The organism is Streptomyces sp. NPDC007896 (assembly GCF_042959425.1).
Lineage (GTDB): Bacteria > Actinomycetota > Actinomycetes > Streptomycetales > Streptomycetaceae > Streptomyces.
Window position 1 is genome coordinate 136,229 of the sequence record NZ_JBIBKX010000003.1, and the last position, 26,541, is coordinate 162,769.

Consider the following 26,541-nt stretch of genomic DNA (forward strand, 5'->3'; position numbering starts at 1 on the left):
GCACATGACCGACAGCGCGCGTCCCTCGGCGGAGGAGATCATCCTCTACGAGAAGGACCCCAAGACGAAGATCGCCACCATCACGCTCAACAGGCCCGATCACCTCAACGCTCCGACCGCGGCGTCGCGGCTCCGCTACGCCGACCTGCTCCACCGTGCCAACGTCGACGACGACGTGAAGGTCCTGGTCATCCGCGGCGTCGGTGACCACCTCGGCACCGGCGCCGACATCACCGAAGTGATGGAGATGAACGACGCGCCCACGGCCGGACCGCGACTGAGCGAACTCAGGCTCAGCGAGGACGACGTACGGTATCCCCCCAAAGACTCCTACCGGTATGGCGGAACCCTCGGCCAGTACTACGCCAGCCCGCTGGGCGGCTGCCGCAGTCTCCAGGACTTCAAGAAGATCAGCATCCTTGAGGTGAAGGGGTACTGCTACGGCTGGCACTTCTACCAGGCGGCCGACGCCGACCTGGTGATCTCCGCAGACGACGCGCTCTTCGGTCATCCCGCCTTCCGCTACATCGGCTGGGCCCCCCGGATGTGGACCTGGGTGCAGATGATGGGCCTGCGGAAGTTCCAGGAGATGGTCTTCACCGGAAGGCCCTTCAGCGCCGAGGAGATGTACGAGTGCAGCTTCGTCAACAGCGTCGTCCCGAGGGACGACCTGGAGACGGAGGTGGAGAAGTACGCGCTGGCCTGTGCCCGCAACCGGCCGACGGACACGGTCTTCATGCAGAAGGTCTTCTTCGAGATGTACAAGCAGCACCAGGGCGAGTACATGGGCTCGATGCTGACCGGACTCTTCGAGTCGATCGGGAACATCGCCCGCCCCGACGGTGACGATCTGGTCCTGGACGAGGACGTGATCGCAGGGGGAATCCCCAACGCGGTCAGGGGTAACGACGATCAGTTCCCGCCCGAATGGCGGCTGAGCCGGACCGGTCGCAAGAAGAAGTAGCCAACAGATGGGAGCCGCTGATGTCCCCCGTTGAACCGCCGCTCAGCGACTATTCCGTGGTCGATCTGTCCACAGGGATCGCCGGCGCGTACTGCACCAAACTGCTGGCCGACGGTGGCGCGGAGGTCGTCAAGGTCGAGCCGCCGGAGGGCGATCCGCTGCGCAGCCGGTCGGTCTCCGGCGCCGCGGTCGACCCCGACGGAGGCGGAGCCCTGTTCAGCTACCTGTCCTGCTCCAAGCAGAGCGTCGTCGTCGACCCCGGCAGTCCCGCGGACCTCGAGTTGGTGCATGAACTGCTGGGGGCGGCGGACGCGGTGGTGTGGTCCCCGGGTTCGCGCGTCGCCGGGCTTGCGGAGTTCTCCCCGAAGGAGATCCATCGACGCCACCCGCACCTGACGGTAACGTCGATCACCCCCTTCGGTCTGGACGGACCCTGGCGGGACCGTCCGGCCACCGAGTTCACCCTCCAGGCGTGGTCCGGTGGAATCTTCGGAACGGGCCGCGGCGCACCGGACCGAGCGCCGGTCTCCATCGGAGGGCAGCCGGGGGACTGGGTCTCGGGGGCGTACGCGGCCGCGGGGACCCTGACCTCGCGACTGCGCGGCCTGGGCAGCGGCCGTGGTGAACTCGTCGATCTCTCGATGCTCGAGGCACACGTCCTGAGCCTCACCTACTACTCGGTCACGTGGCTCGACATGCGGGGCGGGCCGAGGCGTAGCGCCCGGTCGCTGATGCTGCCGGGGGTGACCGTGGCCAAGGACGGCCTCATCGCCCTCGGGTGTGCGACCCCCCAACAATTTTCCGACCTCTGCGCGATGGTCGGCCACCCCGAGTGGATCGACGAGGAGAACCCGTACTCGATCGTCGACCGCACCAACGAGGTGGCCCCGGTGATCGAGGAGTGGATCGGCAGCCGGACCATCGCCGAGGTCCGCGAACTGGCGACGGCGTTCCGGATCCCCAACGCCCTGGTGGCCAACGGCGCCAACGCCCCGGCCATGGAGCACTACGAGGCGCGCGGAACCTTCCTGCGCAACCCCCGCGACGGATTCCTCCAACCCGATCACCCCTACCGCCTTCAGCCGGCGCGGCTGCGGCCCATGGAGTCGGCGCCGCACCTCGGCGAACACACCGACAGCCTCCGTGCCGCACCCCGCACTCCGCGGCCGACCGCCGGGCCGAACACCGGCGAGGACCGGCTGCCGTTCAGCGGCCTGCGGGTCCTGGACATGACGGCCTTCTGGGCCGGTCCGTCGTGCACACACGTCCTCGCCCTGCTCGGCGCCGAGGTGATCCATCTGGAATCTACTTCCCGGCCCGACGGAACCCGGCTGATGGCGGGCGTGGCAGCCACCGTGGACCAGTGGTGGGAGAGGTCGCCGATCTTCTCCGGCCTCAACACCAACAAGAAGAGCCTGACACTCAACTTCCAGACCGAGCGCGGGCGGGAACTGCTGCGCGAACTGATCGCGATCTCCGACGTGATCGTCGAGAACTACACCCCGCGGGTGCTGAACCAGGTCGGCCTGGACTACGAAGCGATACGGGCGATCCGGCCCGACGCCATCATGGTCCGCATGCCCGGCTTCGGGCTCGACGGCCCGTGGCGCGATCACGCCGCCTTCGCCTACGTCATCGAGGACGCGTCCGGGCTGACCTGGCTGACCGGCCACCCCGACCAGAATCCGATCGAGCCCTACTCGATCGGCGACCCGAACGCGGGTGTGCACGCGCTCAACGGTCTGCTGCTGGCACTGGAACACCGGCGCCGCACCGGCGAGGGAGTTCTGGTGGAGGCCGCGATGGTCGACGCCGCCCTCAACGTGGCCGCCGAACAGGTCATCGAGCACTCCGCCCACGGCGCCCTCCTGCAGCGGGACGGAAACCGCGGACCGACCGCCGCGCCCCAGAACCTGTATCTGACCTCCGACATCGACGAGTTCGGCAGGGAGGACACCTGGATCGCGGTCGCGGTGGCCACCGACGAGCAGTGGGCCGCACTGCGGGACGCGATCGGCCGGCCCGAATGGGCGACGGACCCCGGTCTGGACACCGCCGACGGACGGCGACGGCGCCACGACGAGATCGACGAGCACCTCGGGGCCTGGTGCCGGAAACGCGGCGCCGACCAGATTGTCGAGCTCCTCTGGGACGCCGGAGTTCCGGTGGGCAAGGGGGTGCACCCGCACCGCGTGGCCGAGCTGCCGCAACTGCAGTTCCGCGGCTTCTTCGAGGAGGTCGAGCATCCCGTGAACGGCAGCGCCCGGCACAGCACCCTGCCGGTCAAGCTCTCCCGAGGACCCGGCCGGCACCATCTGCGCCACGCACCCCTGCTCGGGGAGCACAACCACGAATTGCTGGCCCAACTGGGGCTCACCGAGCCGGAGATCGCCGCGCTCGAAGCCGACGGGGTGATCGGCCGGGCGCCTGCCTTGTAGGCCGCCGACGAGATCGCCAGGTCCACGAACCATCGAAAGGAAGGAGCCGACATGCAGCCACGGATCGGCATGATGCTCGCGAGCACGGTGGACAGCACCAGCGTCGTGGTCGTCCGCTGGGCAGCGGACGGACAGGAAGTGACCTGCGGAGGCCGGCCGATGGTCGATCAGACGCAGCACGACGCCACAGCCCAGCAGACCCTCGATCCGGAGCACGCGACCGGAACTCTGCTCGGCAAGCGCTACGCCACCGCGGACGGAGGCGTGGAACTGCTGTGCACCAGACCCGGTCGGGGCACCCTCGCCGTCGGAGGTGTGCCGTTGGCCGTGAAGAGCGCCAAGCCGTTGCCCGCCTCCGACTGACCCCGGACGGACGTCGATGGACCTCACGATGCTTCTGGACATGGCGGCCGACGGGTTCGCCGACCGCACACTTGTCGGCACCCGCGACGACGGACTCACCGCCCAGGATCTGCGCCACGCGGTACGCAGGGGCGCCGATCTCGTAGCCCGGTCGGGCGCCACCTCGGTCATCCACCTCGCGGCCAACGGACCGGCCTTCCCCGTCGCCCTGTTCGCGGCCGCGCGGGCAGGGGTGCCCTTCGTCCCCGTCAACTACCGGCTCGGCGCAGAGCAGTTGTCGGCGCTGCTGGCCAACCACACCGGCGCCCTGGTCATCGCCGACGACCATCACGCCCCGCTGCTTCCCCCGGTCGCGGCACTCTCGTGCACACCGTCGGCATGGCTCGACGCGACGGTCGCCAAGACCCAGGCGGAACATGACGCGAGCCCGCCGCCCGGGCTGGCCGACCCGGCCGCGGTCATCATCTACACCAGCGGGACGACGTCGGCGCCCAAGGGCGTCGTGCTGCGACACGACAACCTGGTCTCGTACGTCATCGGAAGCGTGGAGTTCGGCAGCGCGGAGCCCGACGACGCGGCGTTGATGTGCGTCCCTCCGTATCACATCGCCGCCGTGTCGAACGTCCTGACCAACATCTACGCAGGCCGGAGACTGGTCGTCCTCGACACGTTCTCGCCGAAGCGGTGGCTGGAGCTGGTGCGTGCCGAGCGCGTCACCAACGCCATGGTGGTGCCGACGATGCTGGCCCGGCTGATGGAGGAGCAGGATGCAGACCGGTCGGTGCCGACCCTGCGGACCCTCGCCTACGGCGGTGCCGCGATGCCGCCCCGGGTGATCGAACGGGCGCTGGAAGAGTGGCCGCACGTCGGGTTCGTGGGCGCGTACGGGCTGACGGAGACCAGCTCGACCATTTCCGTCCTCGGCCCCGAAGACCACCGCCAGGCCCTCGCAGCCGAGGATCCCGGGGCGCGGGCGCGCCTGCACTCCGCCGGACGCCCGATCCCCGGCATCGAGATCGAGATCCGCGGCGAGGACGGCGCACCCGTGCCGCCCGGGGCATCCGGACGCGTCTGGGTGCGCGGCGCCCAGGTGTCCGGGAAGTACGCCGGTGTCGCCTCCGAGGTAACCGACGGCTGGTTCGACACCCGCGACCTCGGCCGGTGCGACCGGGCGGGTTTCGTCTTCGTCGAGGGCCGCGCGGACGACACCATCATCCGCGGCGCGGAGAACATCGCACCCGCCGAGATCGAGGACGTCCTGCTCCGCCAGCCGGGAGTCGCGGACGCCGTCGTCGTCGGCGTACCGGACGAGGAGTGGGGCCAGCGCATCGAGGCGGCCGTGGTTCCCGCCCGAGGAGTCTCGCTCGACGGTGAGGACCTGCGCACCGAGGTGCGGCGGCTGCTGCGTGGCTCGAAGACACCTGACCGCATCGTCGTATGGGACGAGATACCCCGCACCGCCACCGGCAAGGTACTGCGACACGAAGTGCGATCGGAGTTGAGCCGCTGAGCCGGCTCCGGCGACCGCCGCAGGCCCGCGTGCCCGACAGGGGTGCAGAAACGAGGACGAGAATGAAAGCGACCGTCGCAGCCGCCCCCCGAGGGCTGACCTCGGCACGGCTTCCCGTGCCCGCACGGAGCCCGCAGTGATCACACTAGAGGCACTGTCCACCGACCCGACGGTTCTACGGCGGGCCTACGGATGTTTTCCCTCCGGCGTGACCGCGGTCTGCGCACTGCTGGGCGGCACCCCAGTCGGGATGGCGGCCAGCTCGTTCACCTCGGTGTCGCTGAGTCCACCGCTGGTGTCGCTGTGCGTGCAGGACTCGTCGAGGACCTGGCCCAAGCTGCGGGACTGCCCGAGGCTCGGAGTGAGTGTGCTCGCCGCCGACCACGACGTGGCGTGCGTGAGCCTTTCCCGCAAGGAGGGCGACCGCTTCGCCGGGGTGGAGTGGGAACCGACCGCGGGGGGCGCGGTGTTCGTGCACGGGGCGACCGCCTGGCTCGACTGCTCGGTGGAGGTGGAGATCCCGGCCGGCGACCACGCGATCGCCCTGCTGCGCATCCACGCACTGCGTGCGGAACCCGACACCACACCGTTGATTTTCCATGCGAGCCGGTTCCGTACCCTCGCGGCGAGCGACTGATCCGCCGTCTGCGCCGTCGCCCTGGATGTCACGATGTCGCTGTCTCCTGGAACGACCGCGGCCGCAGTGGCAGTTGGGTGACCACTTCGAAGCCACCCTGGTTTCGCGGACCCGCGCGGAGCTCCCCGCCTACGGAGCGGGCGCGCTCCCGCATCCCGATGATGCCGTAACCACCCCTTGGGAAAGGGGAGTTGACCGATGCCGCGGATCCGTCATTGGTGACGGTGATACACAGGTGGTCCTCCGAGTACGCGAGCCGGACCTCGGCCGCTCGGGTGGTGGCGTGCTTGGTGACGTTGGTGAGCGCCTCCTGCACGATGCGGTACGCGCTGAGGTCCGCTCCGGCCGGGAGCGGCCGCGGTTCACCTTCGGTGGCGACAGTGACAGCGAGCCCGGCACTTTGGAACGAGGCCGTCAGCTCGGTGAGTTGCGCGACTCCCGGGGTCGGTTCCATGGGCTGCTCCGTGTCGTCCGCGCGGCGCAACAGACCGACGGTGGCCTTGAGTTCGCTCAGGGCCGCGGCGGCGGTGTCGGTGAGCTCAGTGGCTACCTGCTCGGCTTCGGCGGGCCGGGCATGGACCAGGCGAACCACAGCGCCGGCTTGCAGCTTGGTAAGGACGAGGTGGTGGGCGACGACGTCGTGCAGGTCGCGGGCGATGCGTATGCGCTCGTCGGAGACGCGCCGACGGGCTTCTTCTTCGAGATAGGCCCGGTAGAGCCGGCTCGCGGTACCGAGGGCGGTGGGCAACAGCAGCCAGGCGGTGGGGCCCAGCAGCCTGAACAGCAGCGGTTCGCCGGCGGGGCCGTCGAGCATCCCGGTCACCACCAGCAGCGCGATGGAGGCGCAGGCGAAGGTGTTCGCGACCCTTCGCCGCGTGCGGGCGGCCAGCGAGAAGAGCGCGACCATGAGGGGTCCCAGCAGCAGCACGGTGACGACGTAGCCGAGCGCGACCACGCCCATGGTGCACGCGGTGGTCAGCACCACCGTGGTGCGGGGATGGCTGCGGCGCCACATCAGGACGGTGCAGGAGACGCCTGTCAGGAGGACGCCGGGCCACCACGCGATGTCCAGATCGCGGCCGGGGAGGGTGATGAAGCTGCCGGCGAAGGAACAGGCGAGGAGTGCCGCGGCCGCGGCCGCGGCGGCGCTACGGGGGTGACCGCGTGGGTACCGCTTCAAGTCAATGATCATGGTGGGGGTCCTGTTCTACGGCGTGCCTCCGGTGGCGCGACGATTGGGTTTCTGTGGGGGTGCTGCCGAGGCACCGCTGCCCGCCGGGACGGCACCGGCGGGCAGCGGTAGTTCCAACGAGTCGATCAACGGGACATGGCCCAGGAGGCTGTCTACCGTGTCAGGCGAGCTTCGCGGTCCAACCCCCGTCGACGGGGATCACGACTCCGGTCACGAACGAGGCCCGGTCCGAGGCGAGGAACGCGGCGACGTCGGCTTGCTCTTCGGGGGTGCCCGGCCGGGACAGCGCTGCCTTGTTGCTCAGGCTCTCCTCGATCTCGGGCGGCAGACCGCGGTTCTTCTTGCTCATGGTGAAGCCCGGTGCGACGGCGTTGACGCGGATGTTCTGGGGTCCGTAGTGCACGGCGTAGGACTTGGTGAGGGAGTTGATGCCGGCCTTGGCTGCGGAGTAGGCCGGCGAAATCAGTCTGTCGGTGTTGAAGGAGGCGGCCGAGGAGAAGTTCACGATGGCACCGCCACCGGCGGGCGCCATCACCCGCACGGCGTGCTTGTTGGTGAGCAGCGTGCCGAGCAGGTGCACGGAGGTGAGGCTCTCGTACTCCTCGACCGTGACCTCGTCGCCGCGTCGCCCGCCGGGGTTGCCGGCGACGTTCACCAGGATGTCGACGCGCCCGAAGGTCTCCAGGGCGTGGGCGAACATCGCCTCGACGTCTTCCTCGCGCGTGATGTCGGCCTGGAAGGGAACCGCCGCGGGGCCAAGGGCAATCGCCGTGTCCTTCTGAGCGCCGCTGATGTCGGCGGCGAGTATCTGTGCGCCCTCCTTGACGAACACCGCGGCGGTGACCGCACCGATCGTCTCGGCCGCCCCGACTCCGGTGATCACGGCCACCTTGCCTTCGAGCAGACCGCCCGGCTGGTGCGGCGGTTGGTTTGCGACGGTCATCTAAACTCCAGTTTTCTGAACTGCTGTCGGGGTGGGTCAGGCGGTCGGTACGCGCAGGAGGCAGGCGGCGACGGCCTCGGGCTCGGTGATCATCAGGTCGTGTCCGGTGTCGATGTCCCAGAGCCTTCCGTTGGCGCGGGCCTTGGCCAGGAGCACGGGATCGCGGTGGGGGATGGTGTTGGTGCAGACGATGTGGGTCTGTGGGATCTGCCAGAGTTCGACCTCGTTGTCCAGATGCAGTTTCTGGTCGAAGCACTGGTAGGGGTGGGGTGTGAGCTTCGGTGTCATCCAGGCGATGTCGTCCGGGTCGGTCACGCCGTAGTGCGGGATCGGCTCCCGCCCGGGCTGGAGCACGACCTCGACACCGTTGACGAAATCGCCCCTCGCACGGGCCGCCTGCATCTGCGGTGGCGAGATGTCGGCGAGCGACTGACCGTTCACCGGTGTGGCCGCGTCCAGGTAGACGAGGTGGCCGATCCGGTCCACGGCCAAGTCGGCCACCCCTGTGATGACCATGCCTCCATAGCTGTGCCCGGCAAGGACCACGTCGTGCAGGTCCTCGTAGGTCAGCACCTGGATGACGTCGCGAATGTGGAAGTCGAGGTCGATGTCCTGGCTGAGCAGGTGGTACCGCTCGCCGACGCCGGTCAGGGTCGGGGTGTAGACGTCGTGGCCAGCCTCCCGCAGGATCCGGGCGACGCGCTGGTAGCACCAGCCGCCGTGTGCTCCGCCGGGTACGAGGACGTACGTGGCCATGATCGCTCTCCTGGTGTCGAGGGATGTACCGGTTTTCGGATGGGGCCCTCTCGGGGGCGGAGCACCGACCGTGCCAGCGAACGGCTCAGGCAGGCTCGCCCCCTGAGACGCTTAGGCCTTCTGTCCGGCGGTGTCCGCGATGGTGGCTGCTTCGGCGGGGGTGCCGGGGGCGGTGGCGTCCGTGCGGCGGGGGAGGAAGGAGGCGAGGAGAAGGGCCAGGAGGGCGGCGCCGCAGCCGATGGCCATGATCACCTTGAAGCTGTTCTCGGAGGGGAGGGCGTGGCCGGCGAAGTTGATGGTCATCTGGGAGACGATGACGCCGCAGATGGCGCTGGCCAGAGAGCTGCCGATGGAGCGCAGCAGGGTGTTGACGGCGTTGGCGGATCCCGTCTCGGATACCGGCACTGCGCTCATGATGAGTGTGGGCAGGGCGCCGTAGGCGAATCCGACGCCGGCACCGACGATGCAGGAGACGAAGATCAGCTCCCAGACCTCGCTCATCATGAAGATGTTGAGGGCGTAGCCGGCGGCGACGATGACGGCGCCGATCATCAGCGTGTACTTCGCGCCGAAGGCCTTGGAGATCTTCGCGGACAGGGGGGCCGCGATCATGACGACCAGTCCCTGGGGAGCGAGGACGAGGCCGACGGTCAGCAGGCTCTCGCCGAGGCCATAGCCGGTCTCCTTGGGCAGTTGCAGGAGCTGGGGGACGACCAGCTGGAGGGCGAAGAGGGAGAAGCCGAACGCGAGGCCGGCGAGGTTGGTGAAGAGGACCTGGGGTTTGGCGGTCGTGCGGAGGTCGACCAGCGGCTGGGTGGTGCGCAGTTCGAAGAAGCCCCAGGCGACCAGGACGATCACGGCGGCGGCGAAGAGGCCGAGGGTGGTGGCGCTGCCCCAGCCCCAGTCGCCGCCCTTGGAGATGGCCAGCAGCAGAGCGACGAGTCCGGCCGCCAGGCCGACGCCGCCGACCAGGTCGAAGCGTCCGCCGGAGCGCACCTTGGATTCCGGTACGAGCATCAGGACGAGCACGAGGGAGAGAGCGCCGAGGACGCCGGAGGCCCAGAAGAGGGTGTGCCAGTCGAAGTTGTCGGCGACGAAGGCGGCGATGGGCAGACCGAGGGCGGCGCCGATGCCGAGGGAGGCGCTCATGAGGGCGGTGGAGGAGCCGAGTCGTTCGGCGGGCATCTCGTCACGCATGATGCTCAGGCCGAGCGGGATGACCCCGGCGGACAGGCCCTGCAGAAGGCGTCCGATGATCATCGGGGTGAGGGAGTCGCTGAGTGCGACGACGAACGAGCCGGCGGTCACCGCGCCGAGGCTGAGGAGGAGCATGCGGCGTTTGCCGTACATGTCGCCGAGGCGGCCGGCGATGGGGGTGGCGACGGCGGCGGCGAGGAGAGTGGCGGTGACGGCCCAGGCGGTGTCGGAGGCCGAGGCGTTCAGGTACTTCGGCAGTTCCGGGACGATCGGGATGACGAGGGTCTGCATCAGCGAGACCACGATCCCGGCGAAGGCCAGCACCGTCACGATCACGTTCGGGTTGGGGGGTGCGGACGTTTTGGTGTCCGTGGGTGGGGCGGGGGTGTGGGGCATGGCTGGTCTCCGTCTGAGCAGGCAGATGTGGTCGGATCCGTTGAAGTCTGGCTTAAATCAACGGGTTGATTTAAAATGTAGCTGGGGGTGGGCGCATGTTCAAGTCGACAAGCCTGAATCAAGAGAGAACACCAGTGAAGGAGTCGTGGAGAGTGCAACTTGTGCGCTGGTCGGCGCGCCGTGCGGCGGCGCTGGAAGTGGCTGCTGTCGGCGGGGGAGGTCGGAGCGCATTCGGTGGGCCCGTGCCCGCTCTTTCGCCATATGGCCTGGTCGGCTCGGCAGGGAATCCGCGGTGGCCTGCGGGACCGGCCGTCGCGGGACAGTGCGATGTCCCGATGTGGTGGTGGTGATGGCAGGCAGGACGAGGCGGAATGAACAGGTCAGCTCGACGCGGGAGGCGCTTCTGAGTGTGGCGGAGCGGCTGTTCGCTGAGCGCGGGGTGCATGCGGTCGCCAACCGTCAGATCAGCGAGGCCGCCGGACAGGGCAACAACGCCGCCATCGCTTACCACTTCGGCACCAAGGCCGACGTGGTCGGTGCCATCGTGCGCAAGCACGCCGGGCGGATGGAGCAGGACCGCGCCCGCATGGTGGCCGCGGCCGGCGACTCGACCGAGCTGCAGGACTGGGTCGCCTGCGCGGTGCGACCCGTCACCGGGCACCTGGAATCCTTGGGTGTCCCCAGTTGGTACGCCCGCTTCTTCGCCCAGGTCGCGACCGACCCCGCACTGGACATGGTCACGGCCGAGGCGTTCTATTCCGTTTCCCCCTCGTTGGGGCGGTTGCGGGACGGTCTGGAACGATGCATGCCCGACCTGCCACCTGAGGTGCGCGTGGAGCGCGGAGCTATGACGCGCCACCTGATCACGCAGATGTGCGTCGAGCGGGAGCGAGCCCTCTCGGAGAACGTCGTCACTCCTCGCGCGACCTGGCACGAGGCCGCCACGGGCCTCGTTGACGCGATCGTCGCACTCTGGGGGGCGCCGGTCACGCCCGAGGTGTGAGCCGGCGGTGGTCGGGTCCACAGATTTTGAAATGTTTAAATCAAGTGATTGACCCGTCTTGGGGCAGTGGTGTTCCCTGACTCTTCGACGGCTTCGAATCGAGGGAGGTCGGATGACTGCGGCGGCTAGGGCGAAGAGAGCCGAACAAGTGGGCAGTACACGTGAGTTGATCCTGACGGCGGCGGAGCGGCTGTTCGCTGAGCGCGGGGTGCACGCGGTTGCCAATCGTCAGATCAGTGAGGCCGCCGGGCAGGGCAACAATGCCGCGGTCAGCTACCACTTCGGCACCAAGGCCGACCTGATCCGCGCGATCGTCCGGCGGCACACCGAGCAGGTCGAGCAGATCCGGGCGCGACTGCTGGTCGAGACCCGGAACTCGACCGAACTGCGGGACTTGGTGGCCTGTCTGGTGCTTCCCATTCCCGAGTACCTGGTGACCCTGGGCAACCCCAGCTGGTACGCGCGGTTCTGCGTCCACGTGATGAGCGACCCGGCACTCCACGCCCTCATGGTCGAGGAGACCTTCACCTCCCCTGCGATGGGAGAGTTCCTCGACCGCCTGCACCGATGCCTTCCCGAGCTCCCGGCCGAGGTGCGCGCGGAGCGCACCGCCATGGCGCGCCATCTGATCCTGCACGCCTGCGCCGAACGTGAGCGTGCCTTGGCCGTGAACACTCCCACACCCCGTGACAACTGGCACAGCACGGCCACCGGCCTGATCGACGCGATCGTCGCGGTCTGGCGTGCACCCGTCAGCTGCGAGTAAGGCGCTCTGCTCCACACAAGATTCAACAACTGGATCAGGACGCGGACACTTCTGAGGTCTCGTCAGATCTGACTCCCAGTCGGAAACCGACGCCGCGGACTGCCTGAATGCACAGGGCGTCACCGAGCTTGTGACGCAGGGCCGTTATATGGGTGTCCAAGGTCTTCGTCGGGCCCGACCAGTTGCTGTCCCAGACCGCCGTCATGATGTCCTCCCTGGTCACCAAGTTGTCCACTCGCTCGGTGAGAAAGGCCAGCAAGGCGTACTCCTTGGGGCTCAACGGGATTTCCGTTCCGTCCAGGAAGGCGCGATGCGCCCGGCGGTCGACGCTCACCCGGCCGCACATGTCACGCGGCGGGCGCGGAGGGGACACCTGGCACCGGCCGGGCCGGACGGAGCTCATGCCGGGGGTGAGCTCTGGGGGGCAGGGCCCGATGGGGCGCCGGCGCAGCACCGCTCGCATCCGCGCGATCAGCTCACGTATCAGGAACGGCTTCACGATGTAGTCGTCCGCGCCGAGTTCGAGGCCGACGACCTTCTCCGTCTCGCTGCCCCGCCCGCTGATGACGATGAGCGGTACATCGCTGCGGGCACGTAACTCCCGGCAGACGTCCAGGCCGTCCATGTCCGGCAGGCCGAGGTCGAGCAGAACCATGTCCGCCGCCGGGGCGGTGAGCGCGCTCCGTCCGGTGGGCACCGAGGTCACGTGAAAGCCGTAGCGGGCGAGGCCACGCTCCAGGGAATCGGCGACGGTTCGATCGTCCTCGACGACGAGTACATGCACTGTCTTCTCCTGAGGGCTATGGATCACGGTGGAATCGGATCTGGCCGACAACTTGAGTCATGGCGTCGCGAGAAGGCGAGTCGCTGGGCGATCCCGGCCCTCACCTCACGGTATGGGCGGCTCCTGGTGATTCCCTCCGCCGGAGGGTCGAACCTGGAGAGGGCGAGTAATGCGGCCGTAGTAAGCGTTCTACTCCTTGCGACGTCGGGGCCGCGGATCTCGACGGAAGGGCGTCCTACGCCGGAACCAGGGTGGACGCGGCGACGGTCCAGTTCTGCTTCTGGGGTCGGGCGCTCTGGTCGCGGCGGGTGGCGAAGACGAAGAGGCGCAGGACGAGGAAGCGGCCTATGCCGGCGAGGCCGGAGGCGCTGAGGTAGACGATCTGCTCGGTCAGCATGCTGGGGGAGGGCTGCACGAGGTGCAGGACGAGCACCGCGGCGCTGGTCATCACGTAGGCGACCGTGGCTGAGCCTGCGGACTGCCAGTGCTCGCCCCATCCGGCACCGCGGCCCTTGCCGAAGGTGAAGCGGGCGTGGAGGTCGGTGCACAGCAGGGTGGAGGCGACGGTGATGATCGCGTTCGATACGGCCCAGGGCATCGTCATGCCCAGCAGCGGCACGGCGAAGCTGGAGAGGACCCCGATACCGCCGCCGAAGATCACGAACCGGATGAACGAGCCAAGGGGGCCGGGTGGGGCCGGAGTCGCCACGGCGGGCTTCCTCGTGAGCTGTGACTTCATGGGGCTTCCTTCCGGAGCGGCGGCGCCTCGATGGGACGTAATTGCTTAACTTACTCAACCATAAGCGGATTGCTTGACTTAGGCAAGCATGTGGGAGGCTTTTTGTCGTCCACGAGAGTGCGGTACGACGGGGTCACGTGGGGCCGGCGCCGCTGAGGGGCGCGACTTCAGTCGTCGGTCGCCGAGCTTGCGGCTGACGTCGTACAACCGGTCTCGGTGTGTGAGGCGCCGTGCGCGCACGCGTTGCACGACGGGGACACAGCGCAAGCCGGCGTCGTACGCTATGGCCACCGCCTGGATGCGGTCGCGTGCGCCGGGGCTGGTCAGTATTCGGCTGACGTGTTTCTTCACCGTGGGCTCGGTCGGGGCGAGCCGTTCGGCGGTCTCCAGGTGTTGGTTCGGCTCTTGGCGGTTGGCGGCAGGGCCTCGTTCCGGTGCTCGCTCGGCGCGCTCAGCCGCGGATCGGCCTGCGGCCCCCGCCTGTACGACCGACCTCGACATGCCCGTCGGAACCGGCCTCCTGGTCCTGCCGCGGACTCGCGACGCCGAGGGCGGGCAGGATCACCGCATCGACGATGTGGTGCAGGAAGGTGCGGTCCGCGAGAACGCCCTCGAGCAGAGAGCGGGTGATCAGCGCCCCGAGCAGCAGGTGCGGGAGGTAACCCGACGCCGGGTGGGTCGAGGGGAGCTCCCCTCGACCCACCGCGCGGGTGACCAGCGCGTCGAGTTGACCGGGGCCGGACTTCCGCAGTGCGGACGCCAGCTCGGGGTGAGTGTGAAGCGCTCTTAGCAGGCCCCGGAACAGGGCCGCGTCGTCGCGCAGCCGGTCCTCGTCCCGCCCTTCGATCAGCGCGTGCAGGTCCCCGGCGAGTGAACCGGTGTCAAAGACGGCGACGTCCAAGGGGGAGAGACACAGCAGGGACTGCGTCGCCAACTCCTGCTTACCGCTGAAACGGCGGTACAGAGTGGCCTTGCTGCAGTGCGCGGTGGCGGCGACGGCTTCCATGGTCAGGGCGTCGTAGCCGCTTGTGTGCAGCAGGTCGACCACCGCCGTGTACAACTCGGTGGTGCGCTCGGAGCCGAGGCGACCGCGGTGCGATTCCGGAGACCTCTGAGCCCTTGCCTGCTGGGGCGTCGTGCGTGCCATGCCGGGATCCTTCTGACGTATAGAGGGTCCTGGTCAGCGGTTCGGTGACCGGCGCACGGCGACGACGGCGGACACTGTGGCATCAGGACCATGTGCGTGCGGATCGGTGTGGGGCCGGTCGCTTCCCGGCCTCGTAGTGCTTGAATTCTGGCGACCATCGCGGTATCGCCCCCTATCACGTCACTTGCGTGATGCGGGGAAGTGGTGGGTGACACTCGCGGGAGTGCTGACGGTTCAAGCTTGGTAGACGTGGAAACCGCGTCCGCTCTTGCGCCCTAAGTGGCCAATGGCGACCATGCGGCGCAGGAGTGCCGGCGGTGCGTACAGCGGCTGCTTGCTCCTCGGGCATGGACTCGGCGATGGCTTGGGCGCTGTCGAGGTCGATGAGGTCGAGCAGGCGCAAGGGCCCCATGGGGTGGGCGGAGCCGAGTTCCATGCCGCGGTCGATGTCGTCGGGCGGGCGGCGCCCGACTCCACCATCCGGACCGCGCCGAGCAGGTAGGTCACGAGCAGGGCGTTGACGACGAAGCCGGAGCGGTCGGGTGCCTGGATGGCCTGTTTGCCGAGTTGCCCCGGCGAAGTCGCGGGTGCGCTGGACGGTCTCCGGGCTGGTGGTGAGCGGGGGGATGAGCTCGAACAGTTGCTGCACGGGCACGGGGTTGAAGAAGTGCATGCCACTGACGTGGCCGGGCCGTTCGGTGGCGACGGCGAGATCGACGATGGGGATCGAGGAGGTGTTGGTGGCCAGGATCGCGACCGGGTCCTCGACACCCTTGTCCAGGGATCGGACCGGATGACGTCGGTCTTGATGTCACGGTTCTCGGCGACGGCCTCGATCACGAACTGGCGCTCGGCCAGGTCGCCGAGGTCGTGGGTGAAGGAGAGCTGGGCGAGAGCCTGGTCGCGCTGTTCCTCGCCGAGCTTGCCGCGCCGTACGCCTCTGTCGAGGGAGGTGGTGATGCGTCGGCGGCCGCTCTCGACGGCGTCCGGGGTGGCCTCGGCGACCCGGACGTCGATGCCGCCCAGGGCGGCGACTTCGGCTATGCCTGAGCCCACGAGGCCACCGCCGACGACGCCGAGACGGGTGACGGGTTCCATCCGTGGTCCTGTCGGAAGAAGTGGCCTGGTCAGACGTTGCGGCGGTACTGGCCGCCGACCTCGAAGAAGGCGTCGGTGATCTGCTGCAGGGAGCAGACCCGGGCGGCGTCCATGAGCACGGCGAACACGTTCTGGTCGCTCACGGCCGCCTTCTTGAGGGCGGTCAGGGCGGTATGCGCCTCGTCCCGGTGTCGGGACTGGTAGGTGTGGACGCGCTCCAGCTGGGAGTGCTTCTCCTCTTCGGTGGCGCGGGCCAGTTCGATGACGCCGGGCTCGGCGGTGTCGGCGTGCGGGTTGCGGAAGGTGTTGACGCCGATGAGGGGCAGGGTGCCGTCGTGCTTGCGCTGCTCGTAGAGCATCGACTCGTCCTGGATGCGGCCGCGTTGGTAGCCGGTCTCCATGGCGCCGAGCACGCCGCCGCGCTCGCTGATCCGCTCGAACTCGGCGAGTACGGCGGCCTCGACCAGGTCGGTGAGTTCGTCGATGACGAACGAGCCCTGGAGGGGGTTCTCGTTCATGGCCAGGCCCCACTCCCGGTTGATGATCAACTGGATGGCCAGGGCCCGGCGGACGGAGTCCTCCGTCGGGGTGGTGACCGCCTCGTCGTAGGCGTTGGTGTGCAGGCTGTTGCAGTTGTCGTAGATCGCGATGAGCGCCTGCAGCGTGGTGCGGATGTCGTTGAAGTCCATCTCCTGGGCGTGCAGGGAGCGTCCGGAGGTCTGGACGTGGTACTTCAGCTTCTGGCTGCGCTCGGCGGCGCCGTACTTCTCCTTCATCGCGACGGCCCAGATGCGGCGGGCCACCCGGCCCAGCACCGAGTACTCGGGGTCCATGCCGTTGGAGAAGAAGAACGACAGGTTGGGGGCGAAGTCGTCGATGTGCATGCCGCGGGCGAGGTAGGACTCGACGTAGGTGAAGCCGTTGGCCAGGGTGAAGGCGAGCTGGCTGATGGGGTTCGCGCCGGCCTCGGCGATGTGGTAGCCGGAGATGGACACCGAGTAGAAGTTGCGGACCTTCTGGGCGATGAACCACTCCTGGATGTCGGCCATCATCCGCAGGCTGAACTCGGTAGAGAACAGGCAGGTGTTCTGGCCCTGGTCCTCCTTGAGGATGTCGGCCTGCACCGTGCCGCGCACGTTCGCCAGTGCGTGCGCCCGCAGTTCGGCCGCCTCCTCGCCAGAGGGGTCGCGGCCCTCGGCGGTCCGGAACCGGTCGAGTTGCTGGTCGACGGCGGTGTTGAGGAAGAACGCCAGGATGGTCGGCGCGGGCCCGTTGATCGTCATGGAGACCGAGGTGGTGGGCGCGACCAGGTCGAAGCCGTCGTAGAGCGCCTTCATGTCGTCGAGGGTGGCCACCGACACTCCGGAGGTGCCGACCTTGCCGTAGATGTCGGGGCGTTCGTCCGGGTCGCGGCCGTAGAGGGTGACCGAGTCGAAAGCCGTGGACAGCCGGGTGGCGGGCTGGCCCTCGGAGAGCAGCTTGAAGCGCCGGTTGGTACGGAACGGGTCGCCCTCGCCGGCGAACATCCGTGCCGGGTCCTCGCCGTCGCGCTTGAAAGGGAACACCCCGGCCGTGAACGGGAAGCGGCCGGGAAGGTTCTCCCGGCGCCAGAACCGCACCAGCTCCCCGTGGTCGGTGAAACGGGGCAGCGCGACACGGGGGATCTTGTTGCCGGACAGGGACTCGCGGGTCAGTTTGGTGCGGATCTCCTTGTCCCGGACCCGCACGACCTGGTCGTCGCCGGAGTAGGAGGCGACGACGGCGGGCCAGTTCTCGATCTGCTTCGTGATGTCGTACGGGAGCTGCCTGCGGGCGTCCGCGAGCAGCGACTCCACGTTCCCAGCGTCGGAGCCGGCATCGACGAGTTCGGCCGTGACCGTCTGCAGACGCTGTACGCGCCGTGCCGCTTCGGCCAGTTGGCCGGTCTCGGCGTGGTAGGCGCGGACGGTGTCCGTGATCTCGGCGAGGTAGCGCACCCGGTCTGCGGGTACGACCTGCCGGATGCCGGAGGAGTGGCGTCCGTCGACCGGGGCCAGCGTGCCCTCGGACAGGACCAGCTCCTTCTCGGCCAGGACGGTCTTCAGGTGCTGGTGGAGGGCGGTGACGCCGTCGTCGTTGAAGGTGGCCGCGGAGGTGCCGTACACCGGCATGTCCTCGGGCCGCATGCCGAACGCCTCGCGGTTGCGGACCAGTTGGCGGCCCACGTCGCGCAGTGCGTCCTTGGCGCCGCGCCGCTCGAACTTGTTGATCGCCACGACGTCGGCGAAGTCGAGCATGTCGATCTTCTCCAGCTGCGAGGCGGCGCCGAACTCCGGGGTCATGACGTACAGCGAGGCGTCGACGAACGGCACGATCGCCGCGTCGCCCTGGCCGATGCCCGGCGTCTCCACGATCACGAGGTCGAAGCCGGCGGCCTTCACGACGTCGATCACGTCGGACAGGTGCTCGGGCAGCTCGCGGCTGGCGCGGGTGGCCAGGCTCCGGAAGAACACCCGGTTGCCGTCGAGGGAGTTCATCCGTATCCGGTCACCGAGCAGCGCGCCGCCACCGCGACGGCGGGTCGGGTCGACCGCGATCACCGCGATCCGCAGCTTGTCCTGCTGGTCGACCCGGAACCGGCGCACCAACTCGTCGGTCAGCGACGACTTTCCCGAACCGCCGGTGCCGGTGATGCCCAGCACCGGCACCGTCCGTGCCACGGCCGCTGTACGCACCTGCTCCAGGAGATCCGCGGGCAACTTGCCGAGTTCCGCCCCGGTGATGGCGCGGGCGATCGCGAACCGGTCGCCTGCGAGAAGGGCGGCGACGTCGGCCGGCTTGCCGTCCCACAGGTCGAAGTCGCAGTCCCGCACCACCGAGTTGACCATTCCGGCCAGGCCCATTCGCTGCCCGTCCTGCGGGGAGAAGATGGTCACCCCGCTGTTGCGCAGCCGGGCGATCTCCTCGGGCACGATCACGCCTCCGCCGCCGCCCACCACGCGTACGTGCTCCGCTCCCTGCGCGCGCAGCGACTCCACCAGGTACTCGAAGTACTCGACGTGCCCGCCCTGGTAGGACGAGACGGCCACGCCATGCGCGTCTTCCTCCAGGACCGCGTCGACGACCTCCCGCACCGACCGGTTGTGTCCGAGATGGATCACCTCGGCACCCTGGGACTGGAAGATCCGCCGCATGATGTTGATCGACGCGTCATGCCCGTCGAACAGAGCCGAAGCGGTGACCAGCCGGACAGGGTGCGCGGGGCGGTGCAAGTCGCTCATGGGGCCTTCCCAGACAGGACACGGGAATACTGACCGAACAGATACTAGGACGTCCTAGTAAATTGGAGAAGGGGCGTGTCGATGTAGCCAGGACCACAAAGTTGCCGAGTGGTCCCGTTGACGCGATCTCCTTCACTGCCCGTCGGGCGCAGGAGCGACCGCGCTCGGTGACCGACCGCGTGAGCGGACTCGCGGGAGCCGCTCACGTCGGTCGTTTCAGCGACGTCACCACCGCACGGGTACCTCGCGCAGGCCACCCACGACAAAGCCCTCGAGCTTGCGCAACTCCGGTACCGGTACGGCGAGGGCAAGGGTCGGCAGCTTCCGCAGCAGGACCTCAAGAACGACCTGCAGTTCGGTGCGGGCAAGGGACTGGCCCAGGCAGGAGTGGGCTCCCGCGCTGAAGGTCAGATGGGGATTGGGGTTGCGGCCGAGGTCCATCTCGTCCGGGTCGGCGAAGGTCCGCCCGTCGCGGTTGGCGGCGGCGGGGACGCAGAACACGGTGGCGCCGCCCTGCAGCAACTGTCCGTCGACGTCGAAATCCGTGCCGAGATAGCGCCGGATACCGAAGGTGGCCTGGTTGGTGTCGAAGCGCAGCGCCTCGTCGACCGCGGTGCGCACCAGGGAGGGATCGGCGAGCAGCCGCTCCCACCGGGTGCGGTCCGCCAGCAGCATGGCGACCATCTTGCCGATCATGTTGGCGGTCGTCTCGTGCCCGGCGACGAGCAGAGCCATACCCGTCGCGACAAGCTCGGCGTCGGTCAGCCCCTCACCCTCGGCCAGGCTCTCCACCACCAGAGTGCTGAGCACGTCCTCGCCCGGCTCGGCCCGTTTGGCCGCGATGAGTTCGGACATGTACGTCACGAACTCGGAATGTGCGGCCGCGATCTCCTCCTTCGGGTAGCGGCTGACGCTCAGGAACGCGTCGGACCAGTAGGAGAAGCGGTCCCGGTGCTCGGCGGGTGCACCGAGGAGCTCGCAGATCACGTAGATCGGCAGTGGGAAGCCGAGCGCGGTCCTGAGGTCGGCGGATTGCCCGCTCTTGACCATGCTGTCGACCAGGCCTTCGGCCGTCGCCACCATGCCGGGGCGTAGCGCCGCCACGCGCTTGACGGTGAAGTACCTGCCCAGGAGCCGCCGCCACCGCAGGTGGGCCTCGCCCTTGAGGGGGACACTCATCGACCGGTCGTCGTCGGCCGCTACGCCGGTCGCTCCGTCGGCGGTGAGCCGAATGCTGTCGTCCTCGGCGGTCGGGCGGGAGAAACGGGGGTCCGACAGGAGGGCCTTGACATGGTCGTAGCGGGTCAGCAGTGTGCCGGTGTCTCCGCTCGGGAGTTCGACGGTGGCCACCGGGCACTGTTCGCGCAGGCGTTTCCAGTCCGCTGACGGTTCCAGTGGGCCGTCGGTGGTCAGCGGCATGTGGACGACCTGGTCGTGCTGGCTCATCTGCGTCTCCTCGTGGTGGAGGGAAAGAACCTGTTCGCGTCTCGTCGGACGCGGATCGTGGAGCTGACGTCGCCGGTGGCCTTGACGTCCTTGTCTCGTAGGGGAGTTGTGTGAAGTGGATCGACGGGGCGGCCGGGCACCAGGGAAACCGTCTCGGATCCACCGGCCGGGCAGCTTTACAGGGTGGCCGCGGTGAGCTTTTCCCAGCGGTCGTACTCCATCTGTTGCGCGGCGAGTTTGCTGCGCAGCAGATGGAGCCCGTGGCCGAGGGACAGACGCAGCGGCGGATCGTCGGTTGCGGCGATCGAGACGACCGCGTCGGCGGACGCGTCGAGGTCACCACGCTTGTAGTCGTCCTGGCTGAAAAGCAGGGTCCGGGCGGGGCCGTACTCCTCGGGCATGGGGTGCGCCGGTGCGCGCAGGCCGGCGCCGAACTCGGTTCCGTAGGAGGCCGGTTGAACGATGGTGACCTTGATGCCCAGGTGCCGGACGTCCTGGGCGAGTGATTCGCTGAAGCCTTCGAGGGCGAACTTCGAGCTGCTGTACGCCGCCATCGTCGGCACCGCCGCTGTGCCGGCGACGGAGGAGAAGCTGATGACGTGCCCGGCGCCGCGCTCGCGCATCCGTGGCAGCACGGCCTTGGTGAGTTCCAGCGGCCCGAACAGGTTGGTCTCGAACTGCGCGCGGATCTGATCGAGGGTCACCTCCTCCAGTGATCCTCGCTGGCCGTAGCCGGCGACGTTGGCGAGGACGTCGACCGGGCCGAAACGGGCGTCGACCGCGCCGAGAGCCGTCACGATCGACTCGCGCTCGGTCACGTCCAGCCGTATGACCTCGACGGCCGCAAGGCTCGCGAAATCGGCGGGAGCCTTCGAAGGGGTGCGCATGGTCGCGGCGACGTTCCAGCCCGCTCGGGCGAACGCCCTGGTCAGGGCTGCTCCGAAGCCGGAGGACGCTCCGGTGACAACGGCGGTCCTGGTCATGGTGTCCTTTTCAGTTACGACGCGTGTGAGTCGGCGGCTACCAGGTCACCGGCAGTTCGTAGAGGCCGTAGACGATGCCGTCGTTCTTGAAGGAGAGTTTCTCCAGGTCGGTCGCCAGGCGCAGGGTGGGGATGCGGCGGAAGAGGGTGCCGAGGACGACCTCGAGTTCCAGGCGGGCCACGGGCTGGCCGAGGCACTGGTGGATGCCGAAGCCGAAGGCCTGGTGGCGGCGGGCGTCCCGGTGGACGTCGAGCCGGTCGGGGTCGGGGAAGAAGGCTTCCTCCCAGTTGGCGGTGATGCTGGGGATGACGAGGCCCTCACCGGCGCGGATGGTCTGGCCGCCGATCTCGATGTCCTCCAGGGCGATGCGGCGGTTGCCGATGTGGATGATGGTCAGGTAGCGCAGCAGTTCCTCGACTGCGCTCGCCAGGACCTTCGGGTCGTCGCTGTCGCGGACGGCGGCGAGCTGCTCGGGGTGTTCCAGCAGGGCCGTGACGCTCAGCGCGATCATGTTGGCGGTGGTCTCGTGCCCGGCGCCGAGTATCAGCAGGCCCATGGAGGCGGCCTGGCGGCGGGTGAGGTCGCCGTCCCGGTAGTGGGCCGCGAGTTTGGAGAGCATGTCGTCGGCCGGGTTGGCGAGTTTGGCCTCGATCTGGCTGTCGAGGTAGTCCAGCAGGGCGTGGTGGGAGGCTGCCACCTCTTCCCGGCCGGCGTCGTGGCGCATGCCCACTTCGCTCTTGGTCTGGAAGAACTCGTGGTCCTCGTAGGGGATGCCGAGCAGTTCGCAGACGACCAGGGAGGGCAGGGGAAGAGCGAGGGCGTGGACGAGGTCGACGGGTTTGGGCCCGGCCAGCATGGTGTCGATGAAGTCGTCGGTCATGCGCTGGAGGGCGGGCCGCATGGCCGCGACGTGCTTGATCGAGAAGGCACCGGAGATCATCCGGCGGATCCGGGCGTGCTCGGGGTCGTCCATGGTGAGGAAGGCAGGCTCGCTGCCGCGCTCGGCGACCTCGCGGAAGGAGGGGCTCATGTACGGGAAGCCGGGACGCCTTTGGTCGACACTGCAGCGCGGGTCGGCGAGCAGGGTCCGCTGGTCGTCGTAGCGGGTGACGAGCCAGGGCGTGCTGCCGTCCCAGATCCGGACCTTCGTGAGCGGCTGATCGGAACGAACCTGCTCGGTGTGCAGCTCCCGCAGCTCAGGCGGCGGGGCGAACGGACACCTGGCATCCCTCGGCATCGGGAAGTCGGGAACGGACTCGTTATCGGTGGTGGCAAGGGAGCTGGTCATGTCACTCCTCAGGTGGGGGGAAGGGAGCCGTGGACGGGGAAAACAGACAACTCCGTCAGGGCGGTGGACAAGTGGTCGTGGCCTACCAGGTCACCGGTAGCTCGTAGAGGCCGTAGACGTTCCCGTCGGCCTTGAACGGCAGCTCCTCGGCCGGCCGGGTCAGGCGCAGCCCGGGCAGTCGCCGGAACAGCGTGTCGAAGACGATGCGCAGCTCCGCCCGGGCCAGGTTCTGGCCGAGGCACTGGTGGGCGCCGTAGCCGAAGCCGAGGTGGTTGCGGGAGTCGCGCTCGATGTCGAACTCGTCGGGGGCCTCGAACGCGGCGGGGTCACGGTTCGCGGTGTTGGACAGCGCGAGCACGCCCTCGCCCGCGCGGATGGTCACGCCGCCGATCTCGGCGTCCTCGTCCGCGACGCGGACGACGGCGTACTCGGCGACGGTGAAGTACCGCATCAGCTCCTCGACCGCGCCCGGTGTCTTCGCCGGGTCCGAGCGGATCGCCGCGACGGTCTCGGGCCGCCGCAGCAGCATCATCGTGCCGAGGGAGATCATGTTCGAGGTCGTCTCGTGCCCCGCGATCAGTAGCAGGAACCCGAGGCCGGCGGCCCCTGTCCGGTCTCGGGTCTTCTCCAGGTGCCTGCTCAGAAGGTCGTCGCCAGGCTCCCGCGCCTTCTTCGCGACCAGGGCTTCCATGTACCGCAGCAGCTCGACCGCGGCAGCCTTCTTCTCTTCGTCCGGCGCCGTGAGGCGCAGCAGCGCGCTGGAGTGGTTCTGGAAGAACTCGTGGTCCTCGTAGGGGACACCGAGCAGTTCACAGATCACTACGGACGGCACCGGCAGCGCGAGGGCCTGTACGAGGTCGGCGGGGCGTGGGCCGTCGAGCATCGCGTCGATGCGATCGTCGACGGCCTGCTGGATTCGCAGCTCCAGCGCGGCTGCCCGCTTGACTGTGAACTCTCCGGTGACCTCGCGCCGTCGGCGCCGATGTTCCGGAGAGTCCACGGTGATCAGCGAGGACCCGAGCCGCGCTTTCGGACCGTCCGTCAGTTGCGGTATGCCGGGAAGGGTGCGGTTGGCGTTCAATCGAGGGTCGGCCAGCATCGTACGGATGTCGTCGTGCCTGGTCAGCACCCATGCCTGGGAGCCGCTGGGCAGTGTGACGCGGGCGATGGGTTCGTCTTGGCGCAGCTGGACGTGTTCCGTGACGGGGGAGAACGGGCACGTGCGTGCAAGGGGGAGAGGGGTGGCGGCGGACATGGGGGGAAACCTCCGAGTGCGCTCGGCATTTCGGATGAAATTCTTCCGCTTCGGATTTCGACGGTACCGAACTGGAGGAAATTCGTCCATCTAGCTTGGGTTGAGAGGGACGCCACACTGCGAGAATCAGCCGTATGACCGCTGACCCCCGCACCCCGATGAGAGCCGACGCGCGGCGCAACCGTGACCAGATCCTGGCGGCCGCGAAAGTCGTGTTCCAGGCGCGGGGGTCCGATGTGCCGATGGAGGACATCGCCCGGAGCGCCGGGGTCGGCGTGGGCACTCTCTACCGGCGGTTTCCCGACCGCGAGTCCCTGATCCGGGCCGTGGCGCGGGACAGCTTCGGTCGCGTCCTGGAAGAGGTGCGGGCGGTGGCCCGGGAGGAGCCGAGCGCCTGGGACACGATCACCCGTCTCCTCGCTCACTCGCGGGAGTTGCGGGTGACTGCCCAGCTGGCGCTGCTGTCGGAACGCGCCCGTGCGGTCATCACCGGGGATCCGGACATCCGGGGTTTCCGGGACGAGATCTTCGGGCTGCTCGGCGACTTGGTGGCGGCCGCGCAGCGGGAGGGCAGCCTGCGTACGGACATCGGTGCAGGCGATATCGGGGTGTTGCTGTCACTGCTGGTGAGACACTTTCCGGCCGCCGACACCGGGGTCGCGGACATGATGCTGCACCGGGCCACGGCCCTGATTCTCGACGGGCTGCGGGCTCCGGGTATGCCGCTGCCCGGCCGCCCTCTGGTCCAGGGTGACCTGGCCTGACGAACGGTGACCGCCGAGGTGGGGGGGCAGGGGCGCAGCCGGTCGGCTCTGGCCTGTTGGGGCGGATCTATGGATCCGGATGGCAGTCGGAGCGATCGAGTTGGCGTGCGCGATCGTGCGCGATCGCGAGGGTGGCGGTGCCGAGGTCACCCCAGGCATTAAAAGTTGTGAGTGATAGATTTTAACGTCGCGAGGCCTACTCGCGACGTGGCCGTCGACCTGTCACGGAGGGTTGTCGGCTGACGCCCGACGGCTTCCGTGGATGACGAGCCGACGAACGGCGCGGTCGAACGAGCGTGAGCCGGGGCTATTGGTGTCGTGAGTTCCGTCGGCTGGCCTCCGCCAGTCACGTCGGTTGGTAAAGCTGACACGTGACGGAACGGGTTCGCGCCATCTGGTCCGCCTGACCCTGGCCCGGAGACCGGACCGCATCCCGCCCTCAAGCCGATCCGGCCGGGGCTACGCCTTCTGCCCGGCTTCCGCGGTGGTGGCTGCTTCGGCGGGGTCCGGGTGCCGTGGCGACTGTGCGTTGGCGGGAGGAGGGGGAGGCGAGGATCAGCTGGTTTCCGGCTGAGCAGGCAGGTGCAGGCGGCTCGGGTAGTATTAAATCAATGGCGTGATTTAAAGTATGCACTGGGCGGCGGCTGAGTTCCAGTTGGGCCGGCTGAATCCGGCAGAAACCCTGCGTGGAGGAATCATGGAGGAGGGTGGCCTTAGCTGGACGTGTCATTGCGTACGCTTTCGTCGTTTGAACTCGCCGATCCGGTCGAGGATCTGCGAGGGCTTGCGGGACGGGCCCTCGCAGACCGTGTGATGTCCCGAAGTGGTGGTGATGATGGGCGGCAGGACGAAGCGTGACGAGCAGGTCGGCGCGACACGGGAGGCACTTCTGGCCGCGGCGGAGCGGCTGTTCGCCGAGCATGGGGTGCATGCGGTCGCCAACCGCCAGATCAGCGAGGCCGCCGGGCAGGGCAACAATGCCGCGGTCAGCTATCACTTCGGTACCAAGGTCGACCTGGTGCGCGCCATCGCCCGTCGGCATGCCGAGGGAATAGAGACCGGCCGTCTTCGCATGTTGGCAGACATCGGCGACTCCTCAGACCTGCGGGACTGGGTGGCCTGTGCGGTCCGCCCTGTCACCGAGTACGTGGAGGCTCTGGGTGCCCCCAGCTGGTATGCCCGGTTCATCGCCCAGGTCACGGCCGATCCGGCCCTGCGTGCGATCACGACCGAGGAGTTCGCGGCCGGCCAGCCGTCGATGCGGAAGCTGCAGGAGGGCTTGGACCGTTGCCTGTCCGACCTGCCGGCCGAGGTGCACGCCGAACGGGCCGCCATGACGCGTCACCTCATCACACAGATGACCGCCGAACGTGAGCGTGCCCTTGCGGATAACGAGCAGACTTCCCGCGCCAGTTGGCGTGAGGCGGCGAACGGCCTGATCGACGCCATTGTCGGCCTGTGGCAGGCGCCGGTCACCCACGGGGGCTGATCGCTGGACCTTTCGGCGCACTTCTGTGGGTCCGGCGGGCAAGCCGGTGAAGAGAGGGATGAACCGGGCCGACATGCCCCGTCCACGGCATCGGTCGAAGAACCTGGAGTCGGGAGAATCAGG

At 68.4% G+C, this 26,541-nt stretch carries 21 protein-coding genes and 1 pseudogene; 9 read left to right on the forward strand and 13 right to left on the reverse strand.

Annotation, left to right across the window (positions count from 1 at the left end):
* Positions 1-4: 4 nt before the first annotated feature.
* The 5 genes from ACFZDJ_RS11790 (at position 5) to ACFZDJ_RS11810 (ending at position 5,912) form a co-directional block, all read left to right on the forward strand.
* A complete protein-coding gene (locus ACFZDJ_RS11790) occupies positions 5-964 on the forward strand; it encodes an enoyl-CoA hydratase-related protein (protein ID WP_390931085.1) in 960 nt (319 codons plus the stop codon).
* A gap of 20 nt (positions 965-984) precedes the next feature.
* Positions 985-3,402, forward strand: coding sequence for a CoA transferase (locus ACFZDJ_RS11795; RefSeq protein WP_390931087.1), 2,418 nt, complete (start codon positions 985-987; stop codon positions 3,400-3,402).
* A gap of 51 nt (positions 3,403-3,453) precedes the next feature.
* On the forward strand, positions 3,454-3,765 hold the full coding sequence (locus ACFZDJ_RS11800) for a hypothetical protein (RefSeq protein WP_390931089.1): 312 nt from the start codon (positions 3,454-3,456) through the stop codon (positions 3,763-3,765).
* A gap of 28 nt (positions 3,766-3,793) precedes the next feature.
* Positions 3,794-5,275, forward strand: a complete 1,482-nt coding sequence (locus ACFZDJ_RS11805) for an AMP-binding protein (RefSeq protein WP_391058082.1) — start codon at positions 3,794-3,796, stop codon at positions 5,273-5,275.
* Positions 5,276-5,411: 136 nt separating this feature from the next.
* Positions 5,412-5,912, forward strand: coding sequence for a flavin reductase (locus ACFZDJ_RS11810; RefSeq protein ID WP_390931093.1), 501 nt, complete (start codon positions 5,412-5,414; stop codon positions 5,910-5,912).
* 28 nt (positions 5,913-5,940) lie between these two features.
* On the opposite strand, the gene ACFZDJ_RS11815 is transcribed toward ACFZDJ_RS11810, so the two are convergent.
* The 4 genes from ACFZDJ_RS11815 to ACFZDJ_RS11830 all read right to left on the reverse strand — a co-directional run bounded on the left by ACFZDJ_RS11815 (position 5,941) and on the right by ACFZDJ_RS11830 (position 10,396).
* Entirely contained in the window at positions 5,941-7,104 is a 1,164-nt protein-coding gene (locus ACFZDJ_RS11815; protein ID WP_391058085.1) for a histidine kinase, read from the reverse strand.
* A gap of 160 nt (positions 7,105-7,264) precedes the next feature.
* Positions 7,265-8,047 (reverse strand): SDR family oxidoreductase, encoded by a 783-nt coding sequence (locus ACFZDJ_RS11820; RefSeq protein WP_390931096.1) that lies wholly within the window; start codon positions 8,045-8,047, stop codon positions 7,265-7,267.
* A 36-nt stretch (positions 8,048-8,083) separates the two neighbouring features.
* Entirely contained in the window at positions 8,084-8,803 is a 720-nt protein-coding gene (locus ACFZDJ_RS11825) for an alpha/beta fold hydrolase (RefSeq protein ID WP_390931098.1), read from the reverse strand.
* Positions 8,804-8,914: 111 nt separating this feature from the next.
* Positions 8,915-10,396 carry an MFS transporter gene (locus ACFZDJ_RS11830; protein ID WP_391058088.1) on the reverse strand — a complete coding sequence of 494 codons (1,482 nt, stop codon included), beginning with the start codon at positions 10,394-10,396 and terminating at the stop codon, positions 8,915-8,917.
* Positions 10,397-10,745: 349 nt separating this feature from the next.
* Between ACFZDJ_RS11830 and ACFZDJ_RS11835 the strand changes: the two genes are divergently transcribed.
* Positions 10,746-11,399, forward strand: a complete 654-nt coding sequence (locus ACFZDJ_RS11835; RefSeq protein WP_391058091.1) for a TetR family transcriptional regulator — start codon at positions 10,746-10,748, stop codon at positions 11,397-11,399.
* A gap of 112 nt (positions 11,400-11,511) precedes the next feature.
* Positions 11,512-12,165: a TetR family transcriptional regulator gene (locus ACFZDJ_RS11840; RefSeq protein ID WP_391058094.1), complete on the forward strand. Its 654-nt coding sequence runs from the start codon at positions 11,512-11,514 to the stop codon at positions 12,163-12,165.
* Between the two features lie 34 nt (positions 12,166-12,199).
* On the opposite strand, the gene ACFZDJ_RS11845 is transcribed toward ACFZDJ_RS11840, so the two are convergent.
* The 9 genes and pseudogenes from ACFZDJ_RS11845 to ACFZDJ_RS11885 form a co-directional block, all read right to left on the reverse strand.
* The gene (locus ACFZDJ_RS11845) at positions 12,200-12,949 is read right to left on the reverse strand and encodes a response regulator (RefSeq protein WP_391058097.1); all 750 of its coding nucleotides are present in this window, start codon (positions 12,947-12,949) and stop codon (positions 12,200-12,202) included.
* Positions 12,950-13,184: 235 nt separating this feature from the next.
* Entirely contained in the window at positions 13,185-13,688 is a 504-nt protein-coding gene (locus tag ACFZDJ_RS11850) for a GtrA family protein (RefSeq protein WP_390931108.1), read from the reverse strand.
* Between the two features lie 451 nt (positions 13,689-14,139).
* A complete protein-coding gene (locus tag ACFZDJ_RS11855) occupies positions 14,140-14,835 on the reverse strand; it encodes a TetR/AcrR family transcriptional regulator C-terminal ligand-binding domain-containing protein (RefSeq protein ID WP_391058100.1) in 696 nt (231 codons plus the stop codon).
* A gap of 234 nt (positions 14,836-15,069) precedes the next feature.
* A pseudogene (locus ACFZDJ_RS11860) lies at positions 15,070-15,933 on the reverse strand (3-hydroxybutyryl-CoA dehydrogenase).
* A gap of 29 nt (positions 15,934-15,962) precedes the next feature.
* On the reverse strand, positions 15,963-19,193 hold the full coding sequence (icmF, locus tag ACFZDJ_RS11865; protein WP_390931111.1) for a fused isobutyryl-CoA mutase/GTPase IcmF: 3,231 nt from the start codon (positions 19,191-19,193) through the stop codon (positions 15,963-15,965).
* 225 nt (positions 19,194-19,418) lie between these two features.
* Positions 19,419-20,639: a cytochrome P450 gene (locus ACFZDJ_RS11870; RefSeq protein WP_390931113.1), complete on the reverse strand. Its 1,221-nt coding sequence runs from the start codon at positions 20,637-20,639 to the stop codon at positions 19,419-19,421.
* A gap of 176 nt (positions 20,640-20,815) precedes the next feature.
* On the reverse strand, positions 20,816-21,622 hold the full coding sequence (locus ACFZDJ_RS11875; RefSeq protein ID WP_390931115.1) for an SDR family NAD(P)-dependent oxidoreductase: 807 nt from the start codon (positions 21,620-21,622) through the stop codon (positions 20,816-20,818).
* Positions 21,623-21,659: 37 nt separating this feature from the next.
* Entirely contained in the window at positions 21,660-22,910 is a 1,251-nt protein-coding gene (locus tag ACFZDJ_RS11880) for a cytochrome P450 (protein ID WP_391058103.1), read from the reverse strand.
* An 82-nt stretch (positions 22,911-22,992) separates the two neighbouring features.
* Positions 22,993-24,165, reverse strand: coding sequence for a cytochrome P450 (locus ACFZDJ_RS11885; RefSeq protein WP_390931119.1), 1,173 nt, complete (start codon positions 24,163-24,165; stop codon positions 22,993-22,995).
* A 134-nt stretch (positions 24,166-24,299) separates the two neighbouring features.
* Here ACFZDJ_RS11885 and ACFZDJ_RS11890 point away from each other — a divergent pair, with 134 nt between their 5' ends.
* Entirely contained in the window at positions 24,300-24,929 is a 630-nt protein-coding gene (locus tag ACFZDJ_RS11890) for a TetR family transcriptional regulator (protein ID WP_391058106.1), read from the forward strand.
* Positions 24,930-25,761: 832 nt separating this feature from the next.
* Positions 25,762-26,418: a TetR family transcriptional regulator gene (locus tag ACFZDJ_RS11895; RefSeq protein WP_390931859.1), complete on the forward strand. Its 657-nt coding sequence runs from the start codon at positions 25,762-25,764 to the stop codon at positions 26,416-26,418.
* Positions 26,419-26,541 lie beyond the last annotated feature (123 nt).

Bases quoted from the DNA above. Each gene is read 5' to 3' on its own strand.
- icmF (WP_390931111.1), bottom strand. From the start codon at position 19,193: ATGAGCGACTTGCACCGCCCCGCGCACCCTGTCCGGCTGGTCACCGCT.
- ACFZDJ_RS11790 (WP_390931085.1), top strand. From the start codon at position 5: ATGACCGACAGCGCGCGTCCCTCGGCGGAGGAGATCATCCTCTACGAG.
- ACFZDJ_RS11830 (WP_391058088.1), bottom strand. From the start codon at position 10,396: ATGCCCCACACCCCCGCCCCACCCACGGACACCAAAACGTCCGCACCC.
- ACFZDJ_RS11880 (WP_391058103.1), bottom strand. From the start codon at position 22,910: ATGACCAGCTCCCTTGCCACCACCGATAACGAGTCCGTTCCCGACTTC.
- ACFZDJ_RS11825 (WP_390931098.1), bottom strand. From the start codon at position 8,803: ATGGCCACGTACGTCCTCGTACCCGGCGGAGCACACGGCGGCTGGTGC.
- ACFZDJ_RS11850 (WP_390931108.1), bottom strand. From the start codon at position 13,688: ATGAAGTCACAGCTCACGAGGAAGCCCGCCGTGGCGACTCCGGCCCCA.
- ACFZDJ_RS11875 (WP_390931115.1), bottom strand. From the start codon at position 21,622: ATGACCAGGACCGCCGTTGTCACCGGAGCGTCCTCCGGCTTCGGAGCA.
- ACFZDJ_RS11870 (WP_390931113.1), bottom strand. From the start codon at position 20,639: ATGAGCCAGCACGACCAGGTCGTCCACATGCCGCTGACCACCGACGGC.
- ACFZDJ_RS11835 (WP_391058091.1), top strand. From the start codon at position 10,746: ATGGCAGGCAGGACGAGGCGGAATGAACAGGTCAGCTCGACGCGGGAG.
- ACFZDJ_RS11805 (WP_391058082.1), top strand. From the start codon at position 3,794: ATGCTTCTGGACATGGCGGCCGACGGGTTCGCCGACCGCACACTTGTC.
- ACFZDJ_RS11800 (WP_390931089.1), top strand. From the start codon at position 3,454: ATGCAGCCACGGATCGGCATGATGCTCGCGAGCACGGTGGACAGCACC.
- ACFZDJ_RS11885 (WP_390931119.1), bottom strand. From the start codon at position 24,165: ATGTCCGCCGCCACCCCTCTCCCCCTTGCACGCACGTGCCCGTTCTCC.
- ACFZDJ_RS11820 (WP_390931096.1), bottom strand. From the start codon at position 8,047: ATGACCGTCGCAAACCAACCGCCGCACCAGCCGGGCGGTCTGCTCGAA.
- ACFZDJ_RS11795 (WP_390931087.1), top strand. From the start codon at position 985: ATGTCCCCCGTTGAACCGCCGCTCAGCGACTATTCCGTGGTCGATCTG.
- ACFZDJ_RS11815 (WP_391058085.1), bottom strand. From the start codon at position 7,104: ATGATCATTGACTTGAAGCGGTACCCACGCGGTCACCCCCGTAGCGCC.
- ACFZDJ_RS11890 (WP_391058106.1), top strand. From the start codon at position 24,300: ATGACCGCTGACCCCCGCACCCCGATGAGAGCCGACGCGCGGCGCAAC.
- ACFZDJ_RS11840 (WP_391058094.1), top strand. From the start codon at position 11,512: ATGACTGCGGCGGCTAGGGCGAAGAGAGCCGAACAAGTGGGCAGTACA.
- ACFZDJ_RS11855 (WP_391058100.1), bottom strand. From the start codon at position 14,835: ATGGCACGCACGACGCCCCAGCAGGCAAGGGCTCAGAGGTCTCCGGAA.
- ACFZDJ_RS11895 (WP_390931859.1), top strand. From the start codon at position 25,762: ATGATGGGCGGCAGGACGAAGCGTGACGAGCAGGTCGGCGCGACACGG.